Raw genomic sequence first — 19322 nt, 5'->3', positions numbered from 1 at the left:
ACACGGTCGATCAAACGTCCAGACTCCGGCGACATGCTTACCCCGGTTGGAAAAAGGAGAACACCATGACCGAGAACACCACCGGCTCGCACGAACCGGATTCCGAGAAGCACGCAGACGACGCCAACGTGTCGGGTGGAGTCCAGGATTCGTCGGACGCCGCGGCTGGAGCCTCGTCGACAGAGCACGCCGCCGGCCACGGTGTCGTCGGCGGAGCCGGTGCCCCGTCCACGAGCGAGAACGCCGCACACTCCCGTGAGTGGTCGTCCGACGTCCCTCCGCGACCGGCCAGCCCCTATGTGGCGCCGAACGTCTCATCGCCGATGCCGATGGTGCCTCCCGCCGCGCACGGTGTCTCGGCCCACCAGCACGGCCCGTCGGGCCCCGGTGCGGGCACGGCTGGTGCAGCGCCAGCCTTCGGTGCGCCGACGCAGCCCACCGGTTCCGCCGGGCGGCCGTCCGACCACCAGGCGTTCCACCCGTACGCGTCGACCGCACCGTCGGGCGACGCGCCCAGGGACACACGCGATGCTTTCGGCAACCCGATCTTCGGCGCGGTCCCGTCCGCCCCCGCACGCACCACGACCAAGCGTCGCGGATCCACGATGCTCGTCGCCGGTCTCGCGATCGGAGCACTCGTGGGAGGCGCATCGGGCGCCGGAGCGTTCGCCCTCATGAACGGGCTGCAGTCGCCGACGTCGGTCTCGTCCACCGCGACGGGAACGCAGAACGTCACGATAAATGACACCGAATCGGTCAACCGCACGACGGCTGTCGCGGCCAAGGCGTCGCCGAGCGTCGTCACCATCGCGGTCGCCGGTTCGGACGGTTCGGGCACCGGATCGGGGATCGTCCTGAGCGAGGACGGCTACATCCTCACCAACAACCACGTCGTGACCCTCGATGGCAGCGCATCCGATCCGACGATCCAGGTCACGGACAACAATGGGAAGATCTACTCTGCGACGATCGTGGGAACCGATCCTGTCTTCGATCTTGCGGTGATCAAGCTCGATGGAGCGAGCGGGATGACCAAGATGGAGTTCGCGGACTCCTCGAAGCTCAACGTGGGGGACAACGTCGTCGCGATCGGCGCACCCCTCGGCCTCTCCGGTACCGTCACCGACGGCATCATCAGCGCCCTCAACCGCAGCATCACCGTCGCATCGTCGGCCGTGCCCGACACCACGGACGGAGAGGACGGCAGCGACAGCGGCGACACCTGGGGCTTCGAGATCCCGGGTCAGGACAGCGGGGGTACGCAGGCGACGGCGTCGATCTCGCTGCCCGTCGTCCAGACGGATGCGGCGATCAACCCCGGCAACTCCGGCGGTGCCCTCGTGAACGACGACGGCGAACTCATCGGGGTGAACGTCGCGATCGCGAGTGCGGGCGGGAGCTCCTCGAGTGAGCAGTCCGGCAGCATCGGCGTCGGTTTCGCGATCCCGTCGAGCATCGCCGAGCGGATCGCGAACGAGATCATCAAGGATGGTTCGGCGACCCACGGACTGCTCGGTGCGACGGTCGGCGACTCGTCGTCCGTCGAAGGCAGCACCGTGGCCGGTGCCGTGATCAACGAGGTGTCGACAAACGGGGCGGCCGAGAAGGCCGGCATCCGATCGGGTGACGTCATCACCTCGTTCAACGGCGTGCCGATCACGGGGGCGACCGACCTCACGGCTCAGGTCCGTGCCCTCGCAGCCGGATCGACGGCCTCCGTCGTCTTCCAGAGGGATGGGAAGGAATACACCGTCGACGTCACGCTCGGCGAGCTCGTCCTCTGATCGTCGACCGGCCGAACGGCCGCGCGGACTCCTGGTCCGCGCGGCCGTTCGCACGTCCACTCCCAGGTCCGTCTGGCGCCCCCTGATAAGCTCGGGCGCACCCGAATTGCGAGTGGAGAACATGGAACGACCGCGGCCAGATGAGCCTGTCACGGCTCTGCCGGGAGTCTCCTACGTCATGCCAGTCCTCAACGACGTCACCCATGTGGGTGCGGCGGTCCAGAGCCTGCTCGATCAGGACTACCGGGGCGAGTTCGACGTCGTCATCGCCGTCGGACCGTCGATCGACGGCACGAACGAGCTCGTCGAGGAGATGGGCCGCGCGGACCCGCGCATCACCGTGGTCGACAATCTGGCGGGAACCACCCCGTCCGGTCTGAACATCGCGATCCGTGCGTCTCGGCACCCGATCGTGATCCGCGTGGACGCGCACTCGGTGCTTCCGACCTCCTACGCGCGTGTCGCGGTCGAGACGATCGAGCGCACGGGCGCGGACAACGTCGGTGGCATCATGGATGCGCGGGGGACCTCGGCCTTCGAGAAGGCGGTCGCTCGGGCTTACGGTTCGCGTATCGGCCTCGGAGGCACCCCGCACCATGTCGGCGGAGCGGAGGGCCCGGCCGACACGGTCTACCTCGGGGTCTTCCGGCGGAGTGCCCTGGAGCGCGTCGGGCTGTTCGACGAGCGGATCAAGCGCGGCCAGGACTGGGAGCTCAACGAGCGGATCCGTTCCACCGGAGGGACCGTCTGGTTCACGCCCGATCTCCGGGTCACGTATCGGCCCCGCTCGACACTCTCGCGGCTCGGACGTCAGTTCTTCTCGACCGGGCTGTGGCGGGGCGAGCTCACCCGCCTCATCGCCGGCTCGCGCAGGCTCCGGTATTTCGCGCCTCCTGTCCTCGTCCTCGGCGTCTCCCTCGGCGTGGTGCTCGGTCTTCTCGGCCTCGTGCTCGCCGTCGTCGGGAGTCCCGCCGGCCCCGTTCTCCTGCTGGGATGGAGTGCGCCCGTCGCCTATGCGCTCATCGTCGGTGCATCCGCGGTCGTGGTGGCACGCCCGGACGGCGTCCGCACCATGATGTGGTTTCTCGTAGTGTTGCCGTGTATCCACTTCTGCTGGGGCGTCGGCTTCGTGCTGGGGTACCTGTCGCTCGCGAGCAACATCGCCGCGCAGACGTACAAGAAAGGCGCGGCCAAGAGTGATGCACGAAAGAGCTGACGGGAACGCGAAACCCTCCAGTTTCGCTGAGCTCAGGGCCGTCGCGCAGCCGCCGGAGGTCCGCAGCCGCCGGAACGCCGAGCACTGGACGGCGTCGCTCTACCTCCGGGACATCTCCCCGTACCTCACGTGGGTCCTCCTGAAGACCTCGATCAGTGCCAACGGTGTGACGGGCCTCATGATCCTCACGGGCTGGTCGGTCGCCGCGGCCCTCCTCATCCCGGGGTTCGCCGGTCCTGCTCTCGCGCTCGTCCTCGGCCAGCTCCAGATGCTCGTGGACTGCAGCGACGGTGAGGTCGCGCGGTGGCGGAAGACCTCGTCACCGGCCGGGATGTTCCTCGACGCTGTCGGACATTACTCGACGGAGGCGCTGATTCCCCTCGCGCTCGCCATCCGCGCGGCCGGATATCCGGTCGACGCCCCGGAGGACTTCTTCTGGACCACGCTCGGGGCGCTCCTCGCCCTCGTGATCGTGCTCAACAAGGCGCTCAACGACATGGTTCGCGTCTCCCGCGCCAACTTCGGCGCCCCGAAGCTCACCTACACGGAGGGGGAGAGCGCACCGCGCGGCGGGCTTCTCGCCGTCGCCCGCCGTATCGCCAGATTCGTGCCCTTCCACCGCCTGTTCCACTCCGTCGAACTCTCGATGGTGATCTTCGTGGCCGCGGTCGTGGGTCTCGCGGTCGGGGACGTCGTCGCCATGCGCTGGACCCTCATCGGACTGCTCGCGCTCGGCGTCGTGACCCTCGTCGGCCACTTCGTGGCCATCATGGCGTCGAAGAGGGTCAGTGCCTGAGCTCGCTGCGACCACACCGCGAGTGGGCGTCGTGGTCCTCACGCAGGGGGACCGGCCGGTGGAGCTCGCCGAGGGGATCGCGAGCGTGCTCGCGCAAGACGGGGTCGACACCGACATCGTCGTCGTCGGCAACGGGTGGAATCCGACCGGGTTGCCGGACGGCGTGCACGGGCTGGGAATCGAGACGAACGTCGGTATCCCCGCCGGCCGCAATCGCGGAGCGGCCCGGGTCTCGGGCGAGTACGTCTTCTTCCTGGACGACGACGCGCGAATCCCGAGCCGGGGTTTCCTCCTCGACGCGATCGGTCTGATCGCCGCAGACCCCAGCATCGGCCTCATCCAACCCCGGCTTGAAGGTCGCGACGATGTGGAGCCACCGCTCCGCTGGATACCGCGGATGAGGAAGGGGGACCGGCACGACTCCAGCGCCGTTTTCTCCTGTCTCGAGGCCGCTGTCCTGCTCCCGCGCGACGTCTTCGATCGTGCTGGTGGCTGGGGGGACGAGTTCTTCTACGCGCACGAGGGGATCGAGCTCGCGTGGCGCGTCTGGAACCAGGGCAAACGGGCGTGGTACGCGGGTGACCTCGTCGCCGAGCACCCTGTCGTCCATCCCACGAGACACGCGGACTACTACCGACTGAACGCGCGCAACCGGGTGTGGCTCGCTCGCCGGAATCTGCCGCTCCCACTCATCCCGCTCTACGTCGGGTCGTGGACCGCCGTGACCGTTGTGCGGTGGTGGCGCATGCCGTCGGCGCTCTCGGCGTGGTTCGGCGGCTGGTCGGAAGGCTGGCGCTCGTCCCCGGGGGAGAGACGGCCGATGTCCTGGCGCACCGTCCTCCGCATGGCGCGTGCCGGGCGTCCTCCCGTTATCTGAACCGTTATCTTCCGCGGTTAGGGTGGAGGTCATGCCTCTCCTGTCCGATTCCCGCAAGGCCGTTCGGCTGCTGCGGAGGGCCTTCGCTTCGCGTTCGGCGTCGCGCGAGCTGTCGAGGACCCTCGCCTCTCGCCCGACGATCGAGCCGGGTCGGTTCAAGGTCGCGGTGTACTTCGCCGACGGCAGGGTCAACATGTATCAGATCCGTCAGTGGTACAAGCCTCTGGCCGTGCTCGCGGAGCGGTGGCCTGTTCTCATCCTCAGCAGGAGCTCGACGGCTGCAGCCGCTCTCCTCGAGGAGTCGCCTCTGCCGGTGGCGTATGTGAGGACGGTCGTCGCCCTCGAGGAGACCTTGGCGGAGCAGGACATCCGCATCGTCTTCTACGTCAACCAGAATGCGCGCAACTTCCAGATGTTCCGCTATGGCCGTCGCTGGCACGTCTTCATCAATCACGGTGAGAGCGACAAGATGTACATGACGACGAACCAGTTCAAGGCGTACGACTACAGTCTCGTGGCAGGGGATGCGGCACTCGCCCGGCTCGGTCGCGCACTGTGGGACTTCGACCTCGAGAAGAGGGCGATTCCGATCGGTCGGCCACAGGCCGACCACTTCTCCGGAGAGCTGCCGTACACGCCGGACGAGCGGATGGTCGTGCTCTACGCTCCGACCTGGGAGGGCGACAGGGCGTCGGCCGCGTACGGATCGATCGCCAGCCACGGGGTGACGCTCGTGCGCGAACTCCTCGCGACGGGTCGGCATCGCGTCATCTTCCGGCCGCATCCGCGATCGGGCGTCGTCGATGCCGAGTACGGCGCTGCCAAGAAGACGATCGTCTCGATGCTCGCCGAGGCCAATCGCGCCGACCCCGGCGCGCATCACATCTTCGACGATGGACCCGAGCTCGGATGGCAGCTCTCGGCCGCGGACGTCGCCGTCGTCGACATCTCCGCCATGGTCTACGACCGACTCGCCACGGGAAAGCCCCTGATGGTCACACGGCCGGTGGACCCGGCGGCGACCGTGGACTCCGAAGGGTACTTGACGGCGTGCGAGTGGCTGACCGTCGACGGGGCGTCGGGGATCGTCGGTGAGGTCGAGAGACTCTTGCACGATGAAGAGACCGTGTCGCGCATCGACTACTGGTCTCGTCACTACTTCGGCGACCCGACCCCGGGGGAGGCCACGAGACGCTTCCACGCGGCCGTCGACCACCTCATGGCCGAGTGGGAGCGGTCCGCAGCCCTCCACGCGGGTGACGGGGATACCGATCTCGCCCGCCGACGCGTCGGCGAGCACACAACGCACGTCGACGACCCGGACGACGACGGCGACTAGGGCGGTTCGTGCCGACGTCGACCGGTCGACTCGTCGACGTCAGCGGTCGCGTGATGCTCGCGTCTCGGCTTCGTCGTGATCGGAGGCTTCGTTCCGGCCGGGAGCGTGGTCGAAGCCGTCGGTGGATGACGTGTCGTCCGGGAGCGGATCGATCCCGTCGTCCGAGGCGGCCTCGATCTGGCGACGCTTGACGAACGGCAGGCGGATGGAACGTCCTCGCTCGGATCGCGAGCCGCGTTCGGATGGCTCCAGCTCAGCGGGAAGCACGAACGGTGCAGGGCCGAAGGCTGTCCGTGTCGCAGCGACGACCTGGCGTCCGGCGATGTTGTTGCCGACGCCTCCGATCGCGGCGCCGATACCGAAGGGCGCGGCCTTGCCGATGAGTGACGCTCCATGGTTCACCGCGAACTTGCGAAGGAATCGCTTCTTGAGCTCGTCGGCCACGGGACCCATCATGACCTGGGGGATGCTCGACGACACCATCTCGCCCCAGAACGCCTTGCGTGCGGGGGCCTGACCCATCGCCTGCCCCGTGAACTGCTTGACGAGGTCGGCGCCGGTCCGCCCGAGCATGAGGGACATGACGAGCGCACGGGCTCTCACGGGGTCTTCGATCGACAGGCCATGGACCTCGGCGACGGACTGGGCGAACAGGGCGGTGGTCTCGAGGAAGCCGGCCGTCTCGACCCCCGAGAGCGCGAGCGTGACGCCCGTGCCGATCGCCGGCACCATGGCTGTGGCTCCCACAGCGGCCCCGCCCGCCGTGATGGCGGTGAGGTAACGGCGCTCGAGCACCTTCACGAGCTGCTCGGGAGTGGCCCCGGGATAGCGGCGGCGAATGCCGCGCACGTACGCGACGACGGCTGGTCGCTGGACCGCGAGCACCCGGTCGACGCCCTTCACCCATGCGGGATGATCCGTCGAGCTCACCGTCTGGAAGTCCGCTTGCCGATTCACTCGTGAAGTCTATGCGGCCCATCCGACCGGCTGCTGAGTCTTGCAGCAGCGCGGGGGATGTGCGAGCGCTGTCGCATCACGCGCCGGCGGCGGGCCTGTTGTAGTCGTCGTTGTACCGATCGAGTACGTCCCCGATGGGACCGTCCAGGACGAGCGCTCCGCGGTCGAGGTAGAGCCCCCTCGAGCAGAACCGGCGCAGATCCGACTCGTTGTGCGAGACGAAGAAGAGGGTGCGCCCGCCCGCGAGCATCTCGTCGATGCGCTGATAGCACTTGGCTTTGAAGGCTCGGTCTCCCACGGCCAGGACCTCGTCGACGAGGAGGATCGGTTCGTCGAGCTGCGAGATGACGCTGAAGGCGATCCGCACCTTCATTCCGCTCGACAGATGCTTGTACGGTGTGTCGACGAAGTCCTCGATCTCCGCGAATCCGATGATGTCGTCGAATCGGGCATCGATCTGGGCCCTCGTCATGCCGTGGAGCCCGGCCGTCAGATACACGTTGTCGCGGACGGAGAGGTCGTTCACGAAGCCGCCGGTGATCTCGATGAGCGGGGCGACACCGTCCATGACCTCGACCGTTCCCTCGTCGGGGAGGACGACGCCGGCGACGAGCTTGAGCAGCGTCGACTTGCCCTGCCCGTTCCGGCCGACGACGCCGATGGACTCGCCGCGGGCCACCGAGAAGTCGACGTTCCGGAGAGCCCAGAACTCGTTCGGCCGCGAGCGGCGTTTGCGTCCGGCGAAGAGGTCCTTGAAGGTACGTCGCCCGCGTTTGTTGCGACGGAAGCGGATGCCGACACCCGAGACGGCGATAGCCGTACCTTTATCGGCCATCACAGCTCCTTCAACACGGCGCGCTCGCAGCGACGGAAGACGATAAGACCGACGGCGAGGAAGAGAAGGGACATCGCTGCTGAGACTCCGACGAGAAAGAGGTCGAGCTGGCCGGGGAAGAATGCGGCGCGATACAGGGAGAAGATGCCGCTCAGCGGATTGAACGCCGCCCAGAAGTGCAGCTGCTCCGGAAGATCGGAGGTGCCGTAGACGATGGGCGATGCGTAGAAGAGGAAGCGCAATGCGAGCTTGGTGGCACGCTCGAGGTCACGGAAGAAGACCACGAGGGGAGCGACGAGCATCCCGACCCCGATCGTGAGCGCGGCCTGTATGACCATCGCGAGCGGAAAGTAGAGCGCCTCGACGCCCACGCCGGCGTTGTTCACGATCGCGAAGACCGCGAGGACGGGAAGCGCCGCCGCGAACTCGATGCCTTTCGAAGCGACGATGCGATTGACCCAGATCGTGCGGGGGATCGAGGTGGAGCGCACGAGCTTCGCGTCCTTGAGGAATGCGCGAGTGCTGTCGGAGACCGCACCGGTGAACCACATCCACGGCAGGAGCGCGACGAGCAGGAAGACGATGTACGGCTGTTCGCCGATGCGACCGTCTCGATCGAACACCACGGAGAAGACGAACCAGTAGATGCCCGCCATCACGAGAGGGTCGAGGATGGACCACAGATAGCCGAGCGCGCTCGTCGAATAGCGGACACGCAGATCGCGGGCGGTGAGCAGGACGAGCGCGTGCCGGTATCGGGAGGCGGGCGACCGTTTCGCCGGGCTCACCGAGTCGGGTTCACTCACGTCACCAACTTATCCGGAAAAAGGGGCCGGCACGCGCAGGCGCGTGCCGGCCCCTCTCACACGGGGTTCTAGACGAACAGGTTCGCCCGGTCGAGGTCCTCGGCGAAGTCGACTTCGACGGCGTAGAGGTCGGAGATGTCGACGGGTTCGACGAGGATGCGGTTGTGCTCGATCGCGAGCTCGAGTCCGCGCTCGAAGTAATCCTGCGCATCGACACGCTGGAGGTGACGCACGAGGGTGGCTTTGTCTGCCGCGGAGATGTAGTTGATGCCCACGGCTTCGCCGAGACCGTTCTTGACGGTCTTCGACAGCTCCTTGATGTAGCCCTCGGCGCTCGTCGTGTACTTCACCTCTTCGTCGGAGACCTTCGACGTATTGACGGTGACGAATGACTGGTCGCGAGCAATCATCTCGGCCGCACGGTCGAGGACCTGCGGGTCGAAGACGACGTCGCCGTTCATCCACAGCACTCCACCCGGCTGCGAGGCCTTGAGGGCGCGCAGGAGGCTCTTGGAGGTGTTCGTCTGGTCGTACTGCTCGTTGTAGACGAATGCGGCCTCGGGGAACGCCTCGACGATGTGCTCGAGTTTGTAGCCCACCACGATCGTCACCTTGGCTCGCTTACCGAACGCGTGGCGGATGTTGTCGAACTGCTGCTGCATGATGGTGCGGCCGTCGCTCAGCTCGGTGAGCGGCTTCGGCAGGGACCGTCCAAGACGGCTTCCCATGCCCGCGGCCAGAATCACAACCTGTGTCGTCACGAATGACTCCTTTGTTGGATGTCGGAGAACGTCGTGCGTGCGCCGGCAGGGGCGTTCACTCTTCGTTCATCCGAAAGTCGATGAAATGACACCCCGTTATGCCCTCCTACACGATAGCGGGCCATCCGCTCACCGCACAGAAGCACGCGGACGGTCGTTGTGCATTCGTGATCCGCCGCTCGGTGTTCTCTCAGGTTGCGACGCACAGGAGATGACGTCGCCTTCGGCGGGTCGTCGTAGCCCTTGGTAGGTTTAAGCGGTGACTTCCGAACCCACTCAGAACGACGACGGCGAGGCTCCGTCGATCCCTTCCGAGCAGTCCGCGGCGAACGCGCCGCGGGAGGGTGCCCCGTCGGGGAGGCCGGCGTCCGCTCCACACGGGTCCGCCGCGCGGAAGCCCGCGTCCACGCCGAAGACCACGGCGAAGAAGACGCCCAGCCGATCGACGAGTGCTGCACGATCCACATCGTCCTCCTCCGCATCTCGTTCGTCCACCCCCTCGACGAACCGTCGGAAGACCGCCGCCGCATCGTCGGACGCTGCAGAATCGATCGCCGAGCCGACGACGGGACGACCCGCTGCGGCGAAGCGCCCCGCGGCGAAGAAGCCTCAGGGGGCCGGACCGAAGCGAACCCCCGATCCCGTCCGTTCCGCGGCTGCGAAGGCGGCGGCCGCGCGACGGAAGGCGGCGAAGGAGGCCGCGGAGAGGGAAGCAGCTGAGGCTGCGGCGGCTCGCGACGAGATGATCGACGAGCGGCCGGTCGACGGCCAGGCCGGCGTGGCGGCAGAGGCGAGCGACCGGCCCGCCGTGTCCGCTCTTCCACCACTTCCGCCTCTCCCATCCGTCCCGCCCGTGCCGCCACTGCCGCCCATGTCCGCGGAGGAAGCAGTTGCGGCCTTCGCGCGGGCGGATGCCGCGACCGGCGACCCCGCGGAGGAGACGTCGCGATCGGAGGTGGGCCTGCCCGAGCTCACCTCTCCCGGCGACATTGCTGCCGAGCGGACGACCGCCGAGGCCGACGACCCCGTTTCGGCCGGATCGGATGAGCAGGGCGTCCCGCTCGACGGTGCTGGAGTCGACGATGCCGAAGTCGACGATGCCGAAGTCGACGATGCTGAGCCCGAGAGTGCTGAACCCGAGAAGGCTGAACCCGAGAGTGCTGAACTCGACGGTGCTCACGTCGGCGGTGCTGAACTCCACGGCGATGAATCGACGTCGGCTGTGTCGAACGGCGCGGAGCCGGCCGCGGTTGCGCCGGGCGAGTCGGATTCCCCGGCGAACGATGGTGCCGGCGATGAGCCGACCCGTCCCGTCGGTTTCGTCGATCGGCTGCGTCGTGCGTTCGCTGCTCGACCTCCCCGGGACGCCGAGCCCGCCGGTGCCGTGTCGGGCGAGGACGAGACCGTCGGCGACGGGCCCGCTCTCGGTGAACGTGCTCCCGATGACGTCGTGGCTGACGGCATCGCTCCCGACGTCAGCGTTCCCGACGTCAGCGTTCCCGACGTCAGCGTTCCCGACGTCAGCGCGTGCGACGAGGGCGACGAGGTCGAGACGGTCGTTGCGATCGACGAGGCGACGGAATCCGCATCGGTCGAGGAGACCCAGACGGTGTCCGCCGTCGGCGCGGACGACGTTCTCTCCGTTCGCGGGCTCACCAAGAGTTTCGGCGACACCCACGCGGTCGACTCCCTCGATCTCGACGTGCACGCCGGTTCGTTCTACGGGATCGTGGGACCGAACGGCGCGGGCAAGACGACGACGCTCTCGATGATGACGGGTCTGCTCCGACCGGATGCCGGTTCGGTGACCGTCAACGGCATCGACGTCTGGGCCGATCCCGCGGCGGCCAAGCGCACGATAGGCGTGCTGCCCGATCGGCTTCGCGTGTTCGACCGGCTCACGGGGGCGCAGCTCCTGTACTACGCCGGCACCCTGAGGGGGCTGAAAGGTGACGTGGTCAGGGGACGGGTCGAGGACCTGGCTCGCGCCTTCGGGCTCGAGGACGCCATGGGACGCCTCGTGTCCGACTACTCCGCCGGGATGGTGAAGAAGGTCTCCCTCGCCGCCGCGATGATCCACTCGCCGCGCTTGCTGATCCTGGACGAGCCGTTCGAGTCCGTCGACCCGGTGTCCGCTGCCAAGATCGTCGAGATCCTCCGCGTGTACGTGGACAACGGCGGCACGGTGGTGCTGTCGAGCCACAGTATGGACTTCATTCAGCGCGTCTGCGACCACGTCGCGATCATCGTCGAGGGACAGGTGCTCGCCGCCGGTCCCGTCGAGGACGTACGCGGACCCGTGTCGCTCGAGGAGCGCTTCCTCGAGCTGGCCGGCGGACGTAAGGCTGCGGAGGGGATGGAATGGTTGCACAGCTTCTCCGGCTAAGGCTCCAGTCGACCCTGAGCGCGCTGAGGCGGACACCGCGTCAGATGATCGGACTCCTCCTCGGAGTCGGACTCGGGATCGCCGTGGTGTGGGTCCTCGGGCTCGGACTCTTCGGCCTGCGGTTCGCCGAGACGGGAAACGTCCGGGATCTCCTCGTCGTCGTCGGGTCGTTCGTCGTTCTCGGATTCGCAGCCGTGCCGCTCCTGTTCCGGCTCGAGGACCCGATGGACCCTCGGTCGTTCGCCCTGTTCGGGATGGATCCACGTCGGCTCGCCGTGGGACTCGCCCTCGCCGGACTCATCAGTGTGCCGTCCATCGTCGTCGCCGTGCTGAGCCTCGCGACGGTCGTCACCTGGTCGCGGGGCGTCCTTCCCGCGCTCGTCGCGGCCGTGTGTGCGCTGCTCGCGGTGGCGACGTGCGTCCTCGTCAGCCGCGTCGTGATCGCCGTCGGCTCGGTGTTCCTGTCTCACCGACGGACACGGGAATTCACCGGGATGCTCTGGCTCCTCGTCATCATCCTCGTCCTGCCGGCCGTCGCCCTGCTCGCGAGCATGGACTGGGGGAACTCCGGTCTGACCGTCTTCGGTCGTGCCGCCTCCATCGTCAGCTGGGCTCCGATCGGCGCGGTCTGGTCGGCTCCGGGCGATGCAGCCGCCGGGGACGTCGGCGCGGCCTTCCTCAAGCTGGGCATCGCTTGCGTCACCGTCGCCCTCCTCTGGCTGGCCTGGGAGCGGCTAGTCGCCAAGCTCGTCGTCTCACCGGTGCGCGAGGCCCCGACCAAGAGCTTCGGAGGTCTCGGCTGGTTCGACGCGCTCCCGGCCGGGGCTGTCGGCGTGATCGCTGCCCGGAGTCTGACGTACTGGTCGCGGGACTCCCGCTACCTCGCGCCCCTCCTGATCATCCCGGTCGTGCCGTTCCTCATGATCGCTCCGCTGCTCGTGGCCGGTGTGCCGGCTCAGCCGCTCGCGCTCCTCCCTCTGCCGGTCATGTGTCTCTTCCTCGGCTGGTCTCTCCACAACGAGCTCGCGCACGACTCGAGCGCCGTCTGGCTCCACGTGACCTCGGGCGTCAAGGGATGGGCTGACCGCCTCGGCCGAACCGTGCCGATCCTCCTGATCGGGTCAGTTCTCATCGTGGGCGGCTCCGCCCTCACTGCGATGGTGTTCGGCGACTGGAGGGTGTTCCCTTCCGTCGTCGGAATCGGAGCGTGTCTGCTCCTCGTCGGCGTCGGGTTGTCCTCCATCGTCTCCGCCCGGCTCCCGTATGCCGCTGTGCTCCCCGGCGACAGCCCGTTCCAGCAGCCGCAGACGAGCGGTGGCCCAGCAGTGATGTCGCAGTCGATCAGCCTGGCCGGCACGCTCCTCCTCTCGATGCCGACCATCTGGCTCGCGTGGCGCGCGATCGTCGAATCGCCGTCCTGGCATCTCGCGGCTCTCGCCTGCGGGCTCGGGACCGGTGTGGTCGTGCTCGCCGCCGGTGTGCTCGTCGGAGGGAGGATCTTCGACAGGCGGGGCCCGGAGATCATCGGCTTCGCCACGAGCGTCTGACCGTCCCGGCGGGTTCGACGGTGCACCACCCGCTCCCTCTCCAGCCGATCATCGGTCGTAGACTGGGTGCATGCAGACGGTCACACTGAGCACCATGGATCCGACGGGTACGCCCGACGGCGGATCGACGTCGGTCCTCGATCGCGAGCTCGAGAAGCTCCTGTCCGACGAGGCCGTCGAACCAGGGGATCACGAGCGCTTCTCGCACTATGTGCGCAAGGAGAAGATCCTCGAGTCAGCCCTTTCCGGCAAGCCGGTCAGGGCCCTGTGCGGCAAGAAGTGGACTCCCGGTCGCGACCCCGAGAAGTTTCCGGTGTGCCCGGCCTGCAAAGAGGTCTACGAGAAGCTCAAGAAGGACTGAGCCTCCCGAGCGAGATGCCTCGACCGCGATCGGCGGGTTTCACTCATAGACGGTGGGGAGTGCCGGTTCTCCGCGGGTGAGGCGGAAGGCGTCGAGCGGCAGTTCGGCTGTCGAGCGCTCCCGGTGAGAGCGCGCGGCGGACACTCCCTCAGGCCCCATCACGCCCTCGACGGGCTCACCGCCGATGAGCAGTGGTGACAGCAGTTCGCGCTCATCGTCTCGTGCGGCAGCGACCGCAGAGGTTCGGACGACCTCGGCCGTGGCGTGTCCGTGAGAACCGAACCGACGGTACGCGCGCTTCCGGCCGCCGAGAGACACCTTGTCGACCGACGCCTTCGCGACCGAGACCCAGTCCCCGTCGTCGTTCCGGTGCGCGACGAGTTTGTAGACCATTCCAGCGGCCGGTGCCCCGGAGCCCGTGACGAGTGAGGTCCCGACCCCGTACGAGTCGACGGGGGAGCCCGAGAGGCCCGCTATCGCGTACTCGTCGAGATCGTTCGTCACCGTGATCCGGGTGCCGTGCGCGCCGAGACGGTCGAGCTGCTCCCGCACCTCGACGACCAGCGTCGGCAGGTCGCCGGAGTCGAGTCGCACGGCGCCGAGCTCGGGACCCGCCACCCGGACGGCCGTCTCGATGGCTGTCGGAATGTCGTAGGTGTCCACGAGGAGGGTGGTGCCGGCACCGAGCGTCGCGACCTGGGCTCGGAAGGCGTCTTCCTCCGAGTCATGGAGCAGCGTGAACGCATGCGCCGCCGTACCCATCGTGGGGATGCCCCACGTTCGCCCGGCCTCGAGATTGCTCGTCGCGCCGAAGCCTGCGATGTACGCGGCTCGAGCGGCCGCGACGGCGGCGCCCTCGTGCGCACGCCGGGAGCCCATCTCCGCGAGCGGTCGGCCACCGGCGGCCGTCACCATGCGTGTGGCGGCATTCGCAACGGCGGAGTCGTAGTTGAGCACGCTGAGGGCGAGGGTCTCGAGGACGACGCCTTCGGCGAAACTCGACTCGACGACCAGGACGGGGGAGCCGGGGAAGTAGACCTCGCCTTCCCGGTAGCCCCACACCGAGCCGGAGAACCTGTAGTCGGCGAGCCAGTCGATGGTCGCCGGGCGAACCACACCGGCGTCGGCCAACCACGACAGCTCCTCGTCGCGGAACCGAAAGCGTGTGATCGACTCGACGAGCCGCCCGGTGCCTGCCACGATGCCGTAGCGCCGAGCGCCGGGGAGCCGGCGCGCGAACGTCTCGAACACGGCGTCGCGGTAGGCCGTACCGTCCTCGATGGCCGCGTCGACCATGGTCAGTTCGTAGCGGTCGGTGTGCAGCGCCGTGGAGTCGTTCACCTCGCCAGCCTACGACGCCGAGTGGTCGACGACGCGGCTAGGCTGGGTTCTCGTGACGGACGCGCCGATCGGGATCTTCGACTCTGGGGTCGGTGGGCTGACCGTTGCGCGAGCGATCCACGATCAGCTGCCGCGCGAATCCATTCTGTACATCGGCGACACGGCGAGGTCGCCCTACGGCCCGAAGCCCATCGCCGACGTGCGGCGCTACGCGCTCGAGGTCCTCGATGATCTCGTGGCCCAGGGCGTGAAGATGATCGTGATCGCCTGCAACACGGCCTCCGCCGCGATGCTTCGAGACGCGCGCGAACGATACGACGTCCCCGTGGTCGAGGTGATCCAGCCGGCCGTTCGCACGGCCGTGGCGGCCACGAGGAATCGGCGGGTCGGTGTCATCGGCACCGTCGGCACGATCAACTCGCGCGCGTACGAGGACGCCTTCGCCGCGGCGCCGCAGCTCGAGCTCTTCACTCAGGCGTGCCCGCGGTTCGTCGAGTTCGTCGAGAGCGGCGTGACCACGGGATCCGAGGTGCTCGAGGTGGCTGAGCAGTACCTCGCCCCCTTACGCCACGCCGGCATCGACACCCTCGTGCTCGGCTGCACGCACTATCCCTTCCTCAAGGGCGCCATCTCCTACGTGATGGGACCGGACGTCACCCTCGTGTCGAGCGACTCCGAGACGGCCAACAACGTCTACCGCGAACTCGTGTCGAGGCGCCTCGAACGCGTCTCGACCGAGCCGCCGACCCGACGCTACGAGGCGACGGGCAACAGCGCGGACGACTTCCGCGACCTCGCCAACCGGCTGCTCGGGCAGGAGATCGACCGTGTCGACCTCGTCCAGACCGGTGCGATCGACCTCTCCACCCTTCCACCAGCACCGAGGAGCAACTCGTGACCGACATCATCCGCGCCGACGGGCGCACCCCCGACCAGCTCCGCCCCGTGACGATCGAACGTGGCTGGAGCGAGCAGGCCGAGGGTTCCGCACTCATCTCCTTCGGCCGCACGAAGGTGCTCTGCACGGCCTCGTTCACGAACGGCGTCCCGCGCTGGCTGCAGGGCAAGGGCAAGGGATGGGTGACGGCGGAGTACGCCATGCTCCCGCGCTCGACGAACGACCGCATGGACCGTGAGTCCGTGAAGGGACGGATCGGGGGCCGGACGCACGAGATCTCGCGTCTGATCGGTCGGAGCCTTCGCGCCGTGATCGACACCAAGGCCCTCGGAGAGAACACCGTCGTCATCGACTGCGACGTCCTCCAGGCCGATGGGGGCACCCGCACGGCCGCGATCACCGGCGCATACGTCGCCCTCGCCGACGCCGTGTCATGGGCGCGCGAGCAGAAGTTTATCGGCCGCAATGCCGTGCCACTCACCGACAGCGTCGCCGCCGTGTCGGTGGGCATCATCGACGGCACCCCGATGCTCGACCTCCCGTATGTCGAGGACGTGCGCGCCGAGACCGACATGAACGTCGTCGTGACGGGCCGCGGCCAGTTCGTGGAGGTCCAGGGCACGGCGGAGGGTGCGCCGTTCGACCGTGCGGAACTCGACTCGCTGCTCGACCTCGCGGTCGCCGGAGCCGGAGAGCTCGCGGCCATCCAGCGGTCCGTGCTGCAGGCACAGGCGTCGGCGTGACGGAGATCGTCCTCGCGACCCACAACGCCCACAAGGTCGCGGAATTCCAGCGCATCGTCGAGGCGGCGCTGCCCGGGGTGACGGTGCTTCCGTATGACGGGCCCGAACCCGTCGAAGACGGTCTGAGCTTCACGGACAACGCGCTCATCAAGGCTCGCGCCGCTGCAGCGTTCACGGGCCGCATCGCTCTGGCCGACGACAGCGGCATCTGCGTCGACGTGTTGGGAGGCGCCCCGGGGATCTTCTCCGCTCGCTGGTCCGGTCCCGGCCGCGGCGATGTCGAGAACCGCGACCTGCTGCTCGCGCAGCTGCGAGACATCGCGCCGTCTGCGCGGGGCGCGCGCTTCGAGTGCCACATCGCGATCGTCGCACCGGGGGTGGACGGAGCTCCGGAGCAGGAGTCGGTCGCCGTCGGAGTCTGGCCGGGCTCGCTCGCGACCGAAGCCGGGGGTGACGGCGGCTTCGGATACGACCCCGTCTTCATCCCCGAGGGCGAGGAGCGCACCGCCGCGGAGATGAGCGCCGACGAGAAGAACGCCGTCTCCCACCGGGCCCGAGCCTTCGCGGAGGCGATCCCCGCCGTGAGCGCTCTCCTCGACGCTCGCGCGAGCTGAAAGACGCACAGCGGTCGCGCCGATCCGATAATGGGAACGACGATCATTTCTTTTAGCTGACCGGGCGTTCTCTTCGCTCTCGGCTCGTCTAGGCTGAAGGCATGGCGCACGATCACTCCCACCGGTCATCGAGTCGCGCGCGCCTGCTGATCGTCATCCCGATCGTGGCGGCCGTGCTCGTCGCCCAGGTGATCGGTGGTCTCCTCACCGGTTCACTCGCGCTCCTCGCCGACGCCGGTCATCTCTTCTCCGACCTCACGGGTCTCGTCATCGCCGTCGTCGCGATCGGGATAGCATCCCGGCCCGCGACGGATCGCCACACCTTCGGCTATCAGCGCACCGAGATCCTCGCGGCGCTCGCCAATGGGCTCATCCTCTCGGTCGTGGCGGTGAGTGTGGGTATCGAGGGGATCCGACGGCTCGTCGAGCCGTCGACGGCGGAGGTCTCGGCGCTCCCGATGCTCGTGGTCGCGGCCGTGGGCCTCGTGGCGAACGTGGTGTCGCTCCTCATCCTGCGCGGATCGGCCAAGGACTCGCTCAACATGAGGGGCGCCTACCTCGAGGTGCTCGGCGATACCCTCGGCTCGATCGGGGTGATCGTCGCGGCCGTCGTGATAGCCCTCACGGGCTTCGTGCAGGCTGACGCGATCGCGTCGCTCCTCATCGCCGCCGGCATCCTTCCGCGCGCGGCGCTCCTCATCCGTGACGTGTGGCGCGTGCTCAACGAGTCAGTGCCGCTGGGTACGGACGTCGAGGTGATCCGTCGCCACATCCGCGAGACGCCTGGCGTAGTCGACGTCCACGACGTGCACGTGTGGGCGATCACGTCCGGAGCCCACGTGTTCTCGGCCCATGTGGTGGTCGACACCGCCGTGTTCTCGGACGGCGCGACGGGTCGGATGCTCGACGAGCTGGGGGAGTGCCTCACCGAGCACTTCGACGTGGAGCACTCGACGTTCCAGCTCGAGCCGGCGACACACGCGGCCCACGAGGACCAGCACCACCGCTGAATGATGCGGGCAAGGGGGTCAGGCCCCGCGCGTGCCCTCCGGCTTGTCGTTGTCCTTGTCCTGGTCGAACATCGTGCGGTCGAGCACGAGCTCCTCGGCTTCCGACTCGTCCGTCACGACGTCCTGACCAGCGGCTGCCTTGCGCTTGGCCTTCCGGCTGGACTGCACGTAGTGGTAGATCGTGGGAGCGAGCGTGAGGACGACGGCGGCGAGCAGGATGATGTCGATGTAGTTGCGCACGAAGTCGGCGACGGGCGGGATGTAGCCGAGCAGGTAGCCGGCGAACGTCAACCCCGCCCCCCAGATCACGGCGCCGATGAGGTTGTAGAGCGTGTACTTCCGGTAGTCCATGTGGCCGACGCCCGCCGCGACGGGGGCGAACGTGCGGACGATCGGCACGAAGCGGGCGACGATGACGGCGAGACCGCCGAAGCGCGTGAAGAATGCGTTCGTGCGCTCGACGTTCTCGATGCTGAAGAGACCCGACTCTTTCCGCTCGAAGATCTTCGGTCCGGCCTTGTGGCCGATGAGATACCCGACCTCGCCACCCAGGAACGCAGCCAGGCCGATGGCGAGGGCCACGACGTACGGCGGGAACCCGAGCCCGGGGTGGAACGCGAAGAGCCCCGTGATGATGAGGAGCGTGTCGCCCGGCAGGAGGAATCCGACGAGGAGGCCGGTCTCCGCGAAGACGATGAGGCAGACGACGAGCAGGGCCCACGGGCCGGCCGTCATGATGATGTTCTCCGGGTCGAGCCAGGGGATGAGTGCGGAGTGATGCACGGGGGTCTCCAGTCGTCGGCTGCTTCCGAGCCAGTCGGCGCACGGTCGTGACTCGAAGTCTATCCGCGGTGCTGTCCGGGACTTGGGTGAACGCTATGAATATCCGCCCGGAGGATGAGAACCCGACTCATCTCCGGACTGATGGTCCCGTGGGTGCGGAAGGGGGGAATCGAACCCCCACGCCCGAAGGCACAGGAACCTAAATCCTGCGCGTCTGCCGATTTCGCCACTTCCGCGTGTGGTGCAGGTCGATTCTAGGGCGGGTGGG

The 19322-nt window shown here is 67.9% G+C and carries 19 protein-coding genes and 1 tRNA gene; 12 read left to right on the top strand and 8 right to left on the bottom strand.

Translation table 11 applies throughout. The annotated features are described in order from the left end of the window. The first annotated feature begins 65 nt into the window (after window positions 1–65). The 5 genes from CLV49_RS17585 (at window position 66) to CLV49_RS17565 (ending at window position 6012) form a co-directional block, all read left to right on the top strand. On the top strand, window positions 66–1784 hold the full coding sequence (locus CLV49_RS17585) for a S1C family serine protease (protein ID WP_106564697.1): 1719 nt from the start codon (window positions 66–68) through the stop codon (window positions 1782–1784). Between the two features lie 121 nt (window positions 1785–1905). Beyond that, window positions 1906–3000: a glycosyltransferase family 2 protein gene (locus CLV49_RS17580; RefSeq protein WP_106564696.1), complete on the top strand. Its 1095-nt coding sequence runs from the start codon at window positions 1906–1908 to the stop codon at window positions 2998–3000. Then, window positions 2984–3796 carry a CDP-alcohol phosphatidyltransferase family protein gene (locus CLV49_RS17575; RefSeq protein ID WP_106564695.1) on the top strand — a complete coding sequence of 271 codons (813 nt, stop codon included), beginning with the start codon at window positions 2984–2986 and terminating at the stop codon, window positions 3794–3796. Before CLV49_RS17580 ends, CLV49_RS17575 begins: the two co-directional genes overlap by 17 nt. Then, window positions 3789–4673 carry a glycosyltransferase family 2 protein gene (locus tag CLV49_RS17570; RefSeq protein WP_106564694.1) on the top strand — a complete coding sequence of 295 codons (885 nt, stop codon included), beginning with the start codon at window positions 3789–3791 and terminating at the stop codon, window positions 4671–4673. The genes CLV49_RS17575 and CLV49_RS17570 overlap by 8 nt, the downstream gene beginning before the upstream one ends. Window positions 4674–4704: 31 nt before the next feature. Beyond that, window positions 4705–6012 (top strand): hypothetical protein, encoded by a 1308-nt coding sequence (locus tag CLV49_RS17565; RefSeq protein ID WP_106564693.1) that lies wholly within the window; start codon window positions 4705–4707, stop codon window positions 6010–6012. A 39-nt stretch (window positions 6013–6051) separates the two neighbouring features. On the opposite strand, the gene CLV49_RS17560 is transcribed toward CLV49_RS17565, so the two are convergent. The 5 genes from CLV49_RS17560 to CLV49_RS17540 all read right to left on the bottom strand — a co-directional run bounded on the left by CLV49_RS17560 (window position 6052) and on the right by CLV49_RS17540 (window position 9836). Further along, window positions 6052–6969 carry a hypothetical protein gene (locus CLV49_RS17560; protein WP_106564692.1) on the bottom strand — a complete coding sequence of 306 codons (918 nt, stop codon included), beginning with the start codon at window positions 6967–6969 and terminating at the stop codon, window positions 6052–6054. A 76-nt stretch (window positions 6970–7045) separates the two neighbouring features. After that, on the bottom strand, window positions 7046–7804 hold the full coding sequence (locus CLV49_RS17555) for an ABC transporter ATP-binding protein (protein WP_106564691.1): 759 nt from the start codon (window positions 7802–7804) through the stop codon (window positions 7046–7048). Beyond that, a complete protein-coding gene (locus tag CLV49_RS17550; RefSeq protein WP_243696509.1) occupies window positions 7804–8610 on the bottom strand; it encodes an ABC transporter permease in 807 nt (268 codons plus the stop codon). Before CLV49_RS17550 ends, CLV49_RS17555 begins: the two co-directional genes overlap by 1 nt. Before the next feature lie 68 nt (window positions 8611–8678). Then, entirely contained in the window at window positions 8679–9371 is a 693-nt protein-coding gene (locus CLV49_RS17545; protein ID WP_106564690.1) for a phosphocholine cytidylyltransferase family protein, read from the bottom strand. Between the two features lie 276 nt (window positions 9372–9647). Continuing rightward, on the bottom strand, window positions 9648–9836 hold the full coding sequence (locus CLV49_RS17540; protein WP_146145364.1) for a hypothetical protein: 189 nt from the start codon (window positions 9834–9836) through the stop codon (window positions 9648–9650). A 406-nt stretch (window positions 9837–10242) separates the two neighbouring features. On the opposite strand from CLV49_RS17540, the gene CLV49_RS17535 reads away from it, so the two are divergent. The 3 genes from CLV49_RS17535 to CLV49_RS17525 all read left to right on the top strand — a co-directional run bounded on the left by CLV49_RS17535 (window position 10243) and on the right by CLV49_RS17525 (window position 13665). Beyond that, a complete protein-coding gene (locus CLV49_RS17535; RefSeq protein WP_106565202.1) occupies window positions 10243–11757 on the top strand; it encodes an ATP-binding cassette domain-containing protein in 1515 nt (504 codons plus the stop codon). Further along, the gene (locus CLV49_RS17530; RefSeq protein WP_127054213.1) at window positions 11733–13304 is read left to right on the top strand and encodes a hypothetical protein; all 1572 of its coding nucleotides are present in this window, start codon (window positions 11733–11735) and stop codon (window positions 13302–13304) included. Before CLV49_RS17535 ends, CLV49_RS17530 begins: the two co-directional genes overlap by 25 nt. A 70-nt stretch (window positions 13305–13374) precedes the next feature. Next, the gene (locus CLV49_RS17525) at window positions 13375–13665 is read left to right on the top strand and encodes a DUF3039 domain-containing protein (RefSeq protein ID WP_424978031.1); all 291 of its coding nucleotides are present in this window, start codon (window positions 13375–13377) and stop codon (window positions 13663–13665) included. A gap of 39 nt (window positions 13666–13704) precedes the next feature. On the opposite strand, the gene CLV49_RS17520 is transcribed toward CLV49_RS17525, so the two are convergent. Then, window positions 13705–15006, bottom strand: coding sequence for a nicotinate phosphoribosyltransferase (locus tag CLV49_RS17520; protein ID WP_106564687.1), 1302 nt, complete (start codon window positions 15004–15006; stop codon window positions 13705–13707). Between the two features lie 52 nt (window positions 15007–15058). On the opposite strand from CLV49_RS17520, the gene murI reads away from it, so the two are divergent. From murI to CLV49_RS17500, 4 genes are all read left to right on the top strand, one after another. Beyond that, complete coding sequence (murI, locus tag CLV49_RS17515) at window positions 15059–15904, top strand: glutamate racemase (protein ID WP_106565200.1); 846 nt, start codon at window positions 15059–15061, stop codon at window positions 15902–15904. Next, window positions 15901–16647 (top strand): ribonuclease PH, encoded by a 747-nt coding sequence (gene rph, locus CLV49_RS17510; RefSeq protein WP_106564686.1) that lies wholly within the window; start codon window positions 15901–15903, stop codon window positions 16645–16647. Before murI ends, rph begins: the two co-directional genes overlap by 4 nt. After that, window positions 16644–17261 carry an RdgB/HAM1 family non-canonical purine NTP pyrophosphatase gene (gene rdgB, locus CLV49_RS17505; RefSeq protein ID WP_106564685.1) on the top strand — a complete coding sequence of 206 codons (618 nt, stop codon included), beginning with the start codon at window positions 16644–16646 and terminating at the stop codon, window positions 17259–17261. Before rph ends, rdgB begins: the two co-directional genes overlap by 4 nt. A gap of 101 nt (window positions 17262–17362) precedes the next feature. Next, window positions 17363–18271 carry a cation diffusion facilitator family transporter gene (locus CLV49_RS17500; RefSeq protein WP_106564684.1) on the top strand — a complete coding sequence of 303 codons (909 nt, stop codon included), beginning with the start codon at window positions 17363–17365 and terminating at the stop codon, window positions 18269–18271. Between the two features lie 18 nt (window positions 18272–18289). Here CLV49_RS17500 and CLV49_RS17495 read toward each other — a convergent pair whose 3' ends face one another. Continuing rightward, window positions 18290–19006, bottom strand: coding sequence for a DedA family protein (locus CLV49_RS17495; RefSeq protein WP_208019828.1), 717 nt, complete (start codon window positions 19004–19006; stop codon window positions 18290–18292). 202 nt (window positions 19007–19208) lie between these two features. Next, window positions 19209–19290, bottom strand: a tRNA-Leu gene (locus CLV49_RS17490). Window positions 19291–19322 lie beyond the last annotated feature (32 nt).

This window comes from Labedella gwakjiensis, assembly GCF_003014675.1.
GTDB lineage: Bacteria > Actinomycetota > Actinomycetes > Actinomycetales > Microbacteriaceae > Labedella > Labedella gwakjiensis.
Note: the sequence above shows the minus strand (reverse complement) of the source record. Positions and strands in the feature narration are given on the sequence as shown.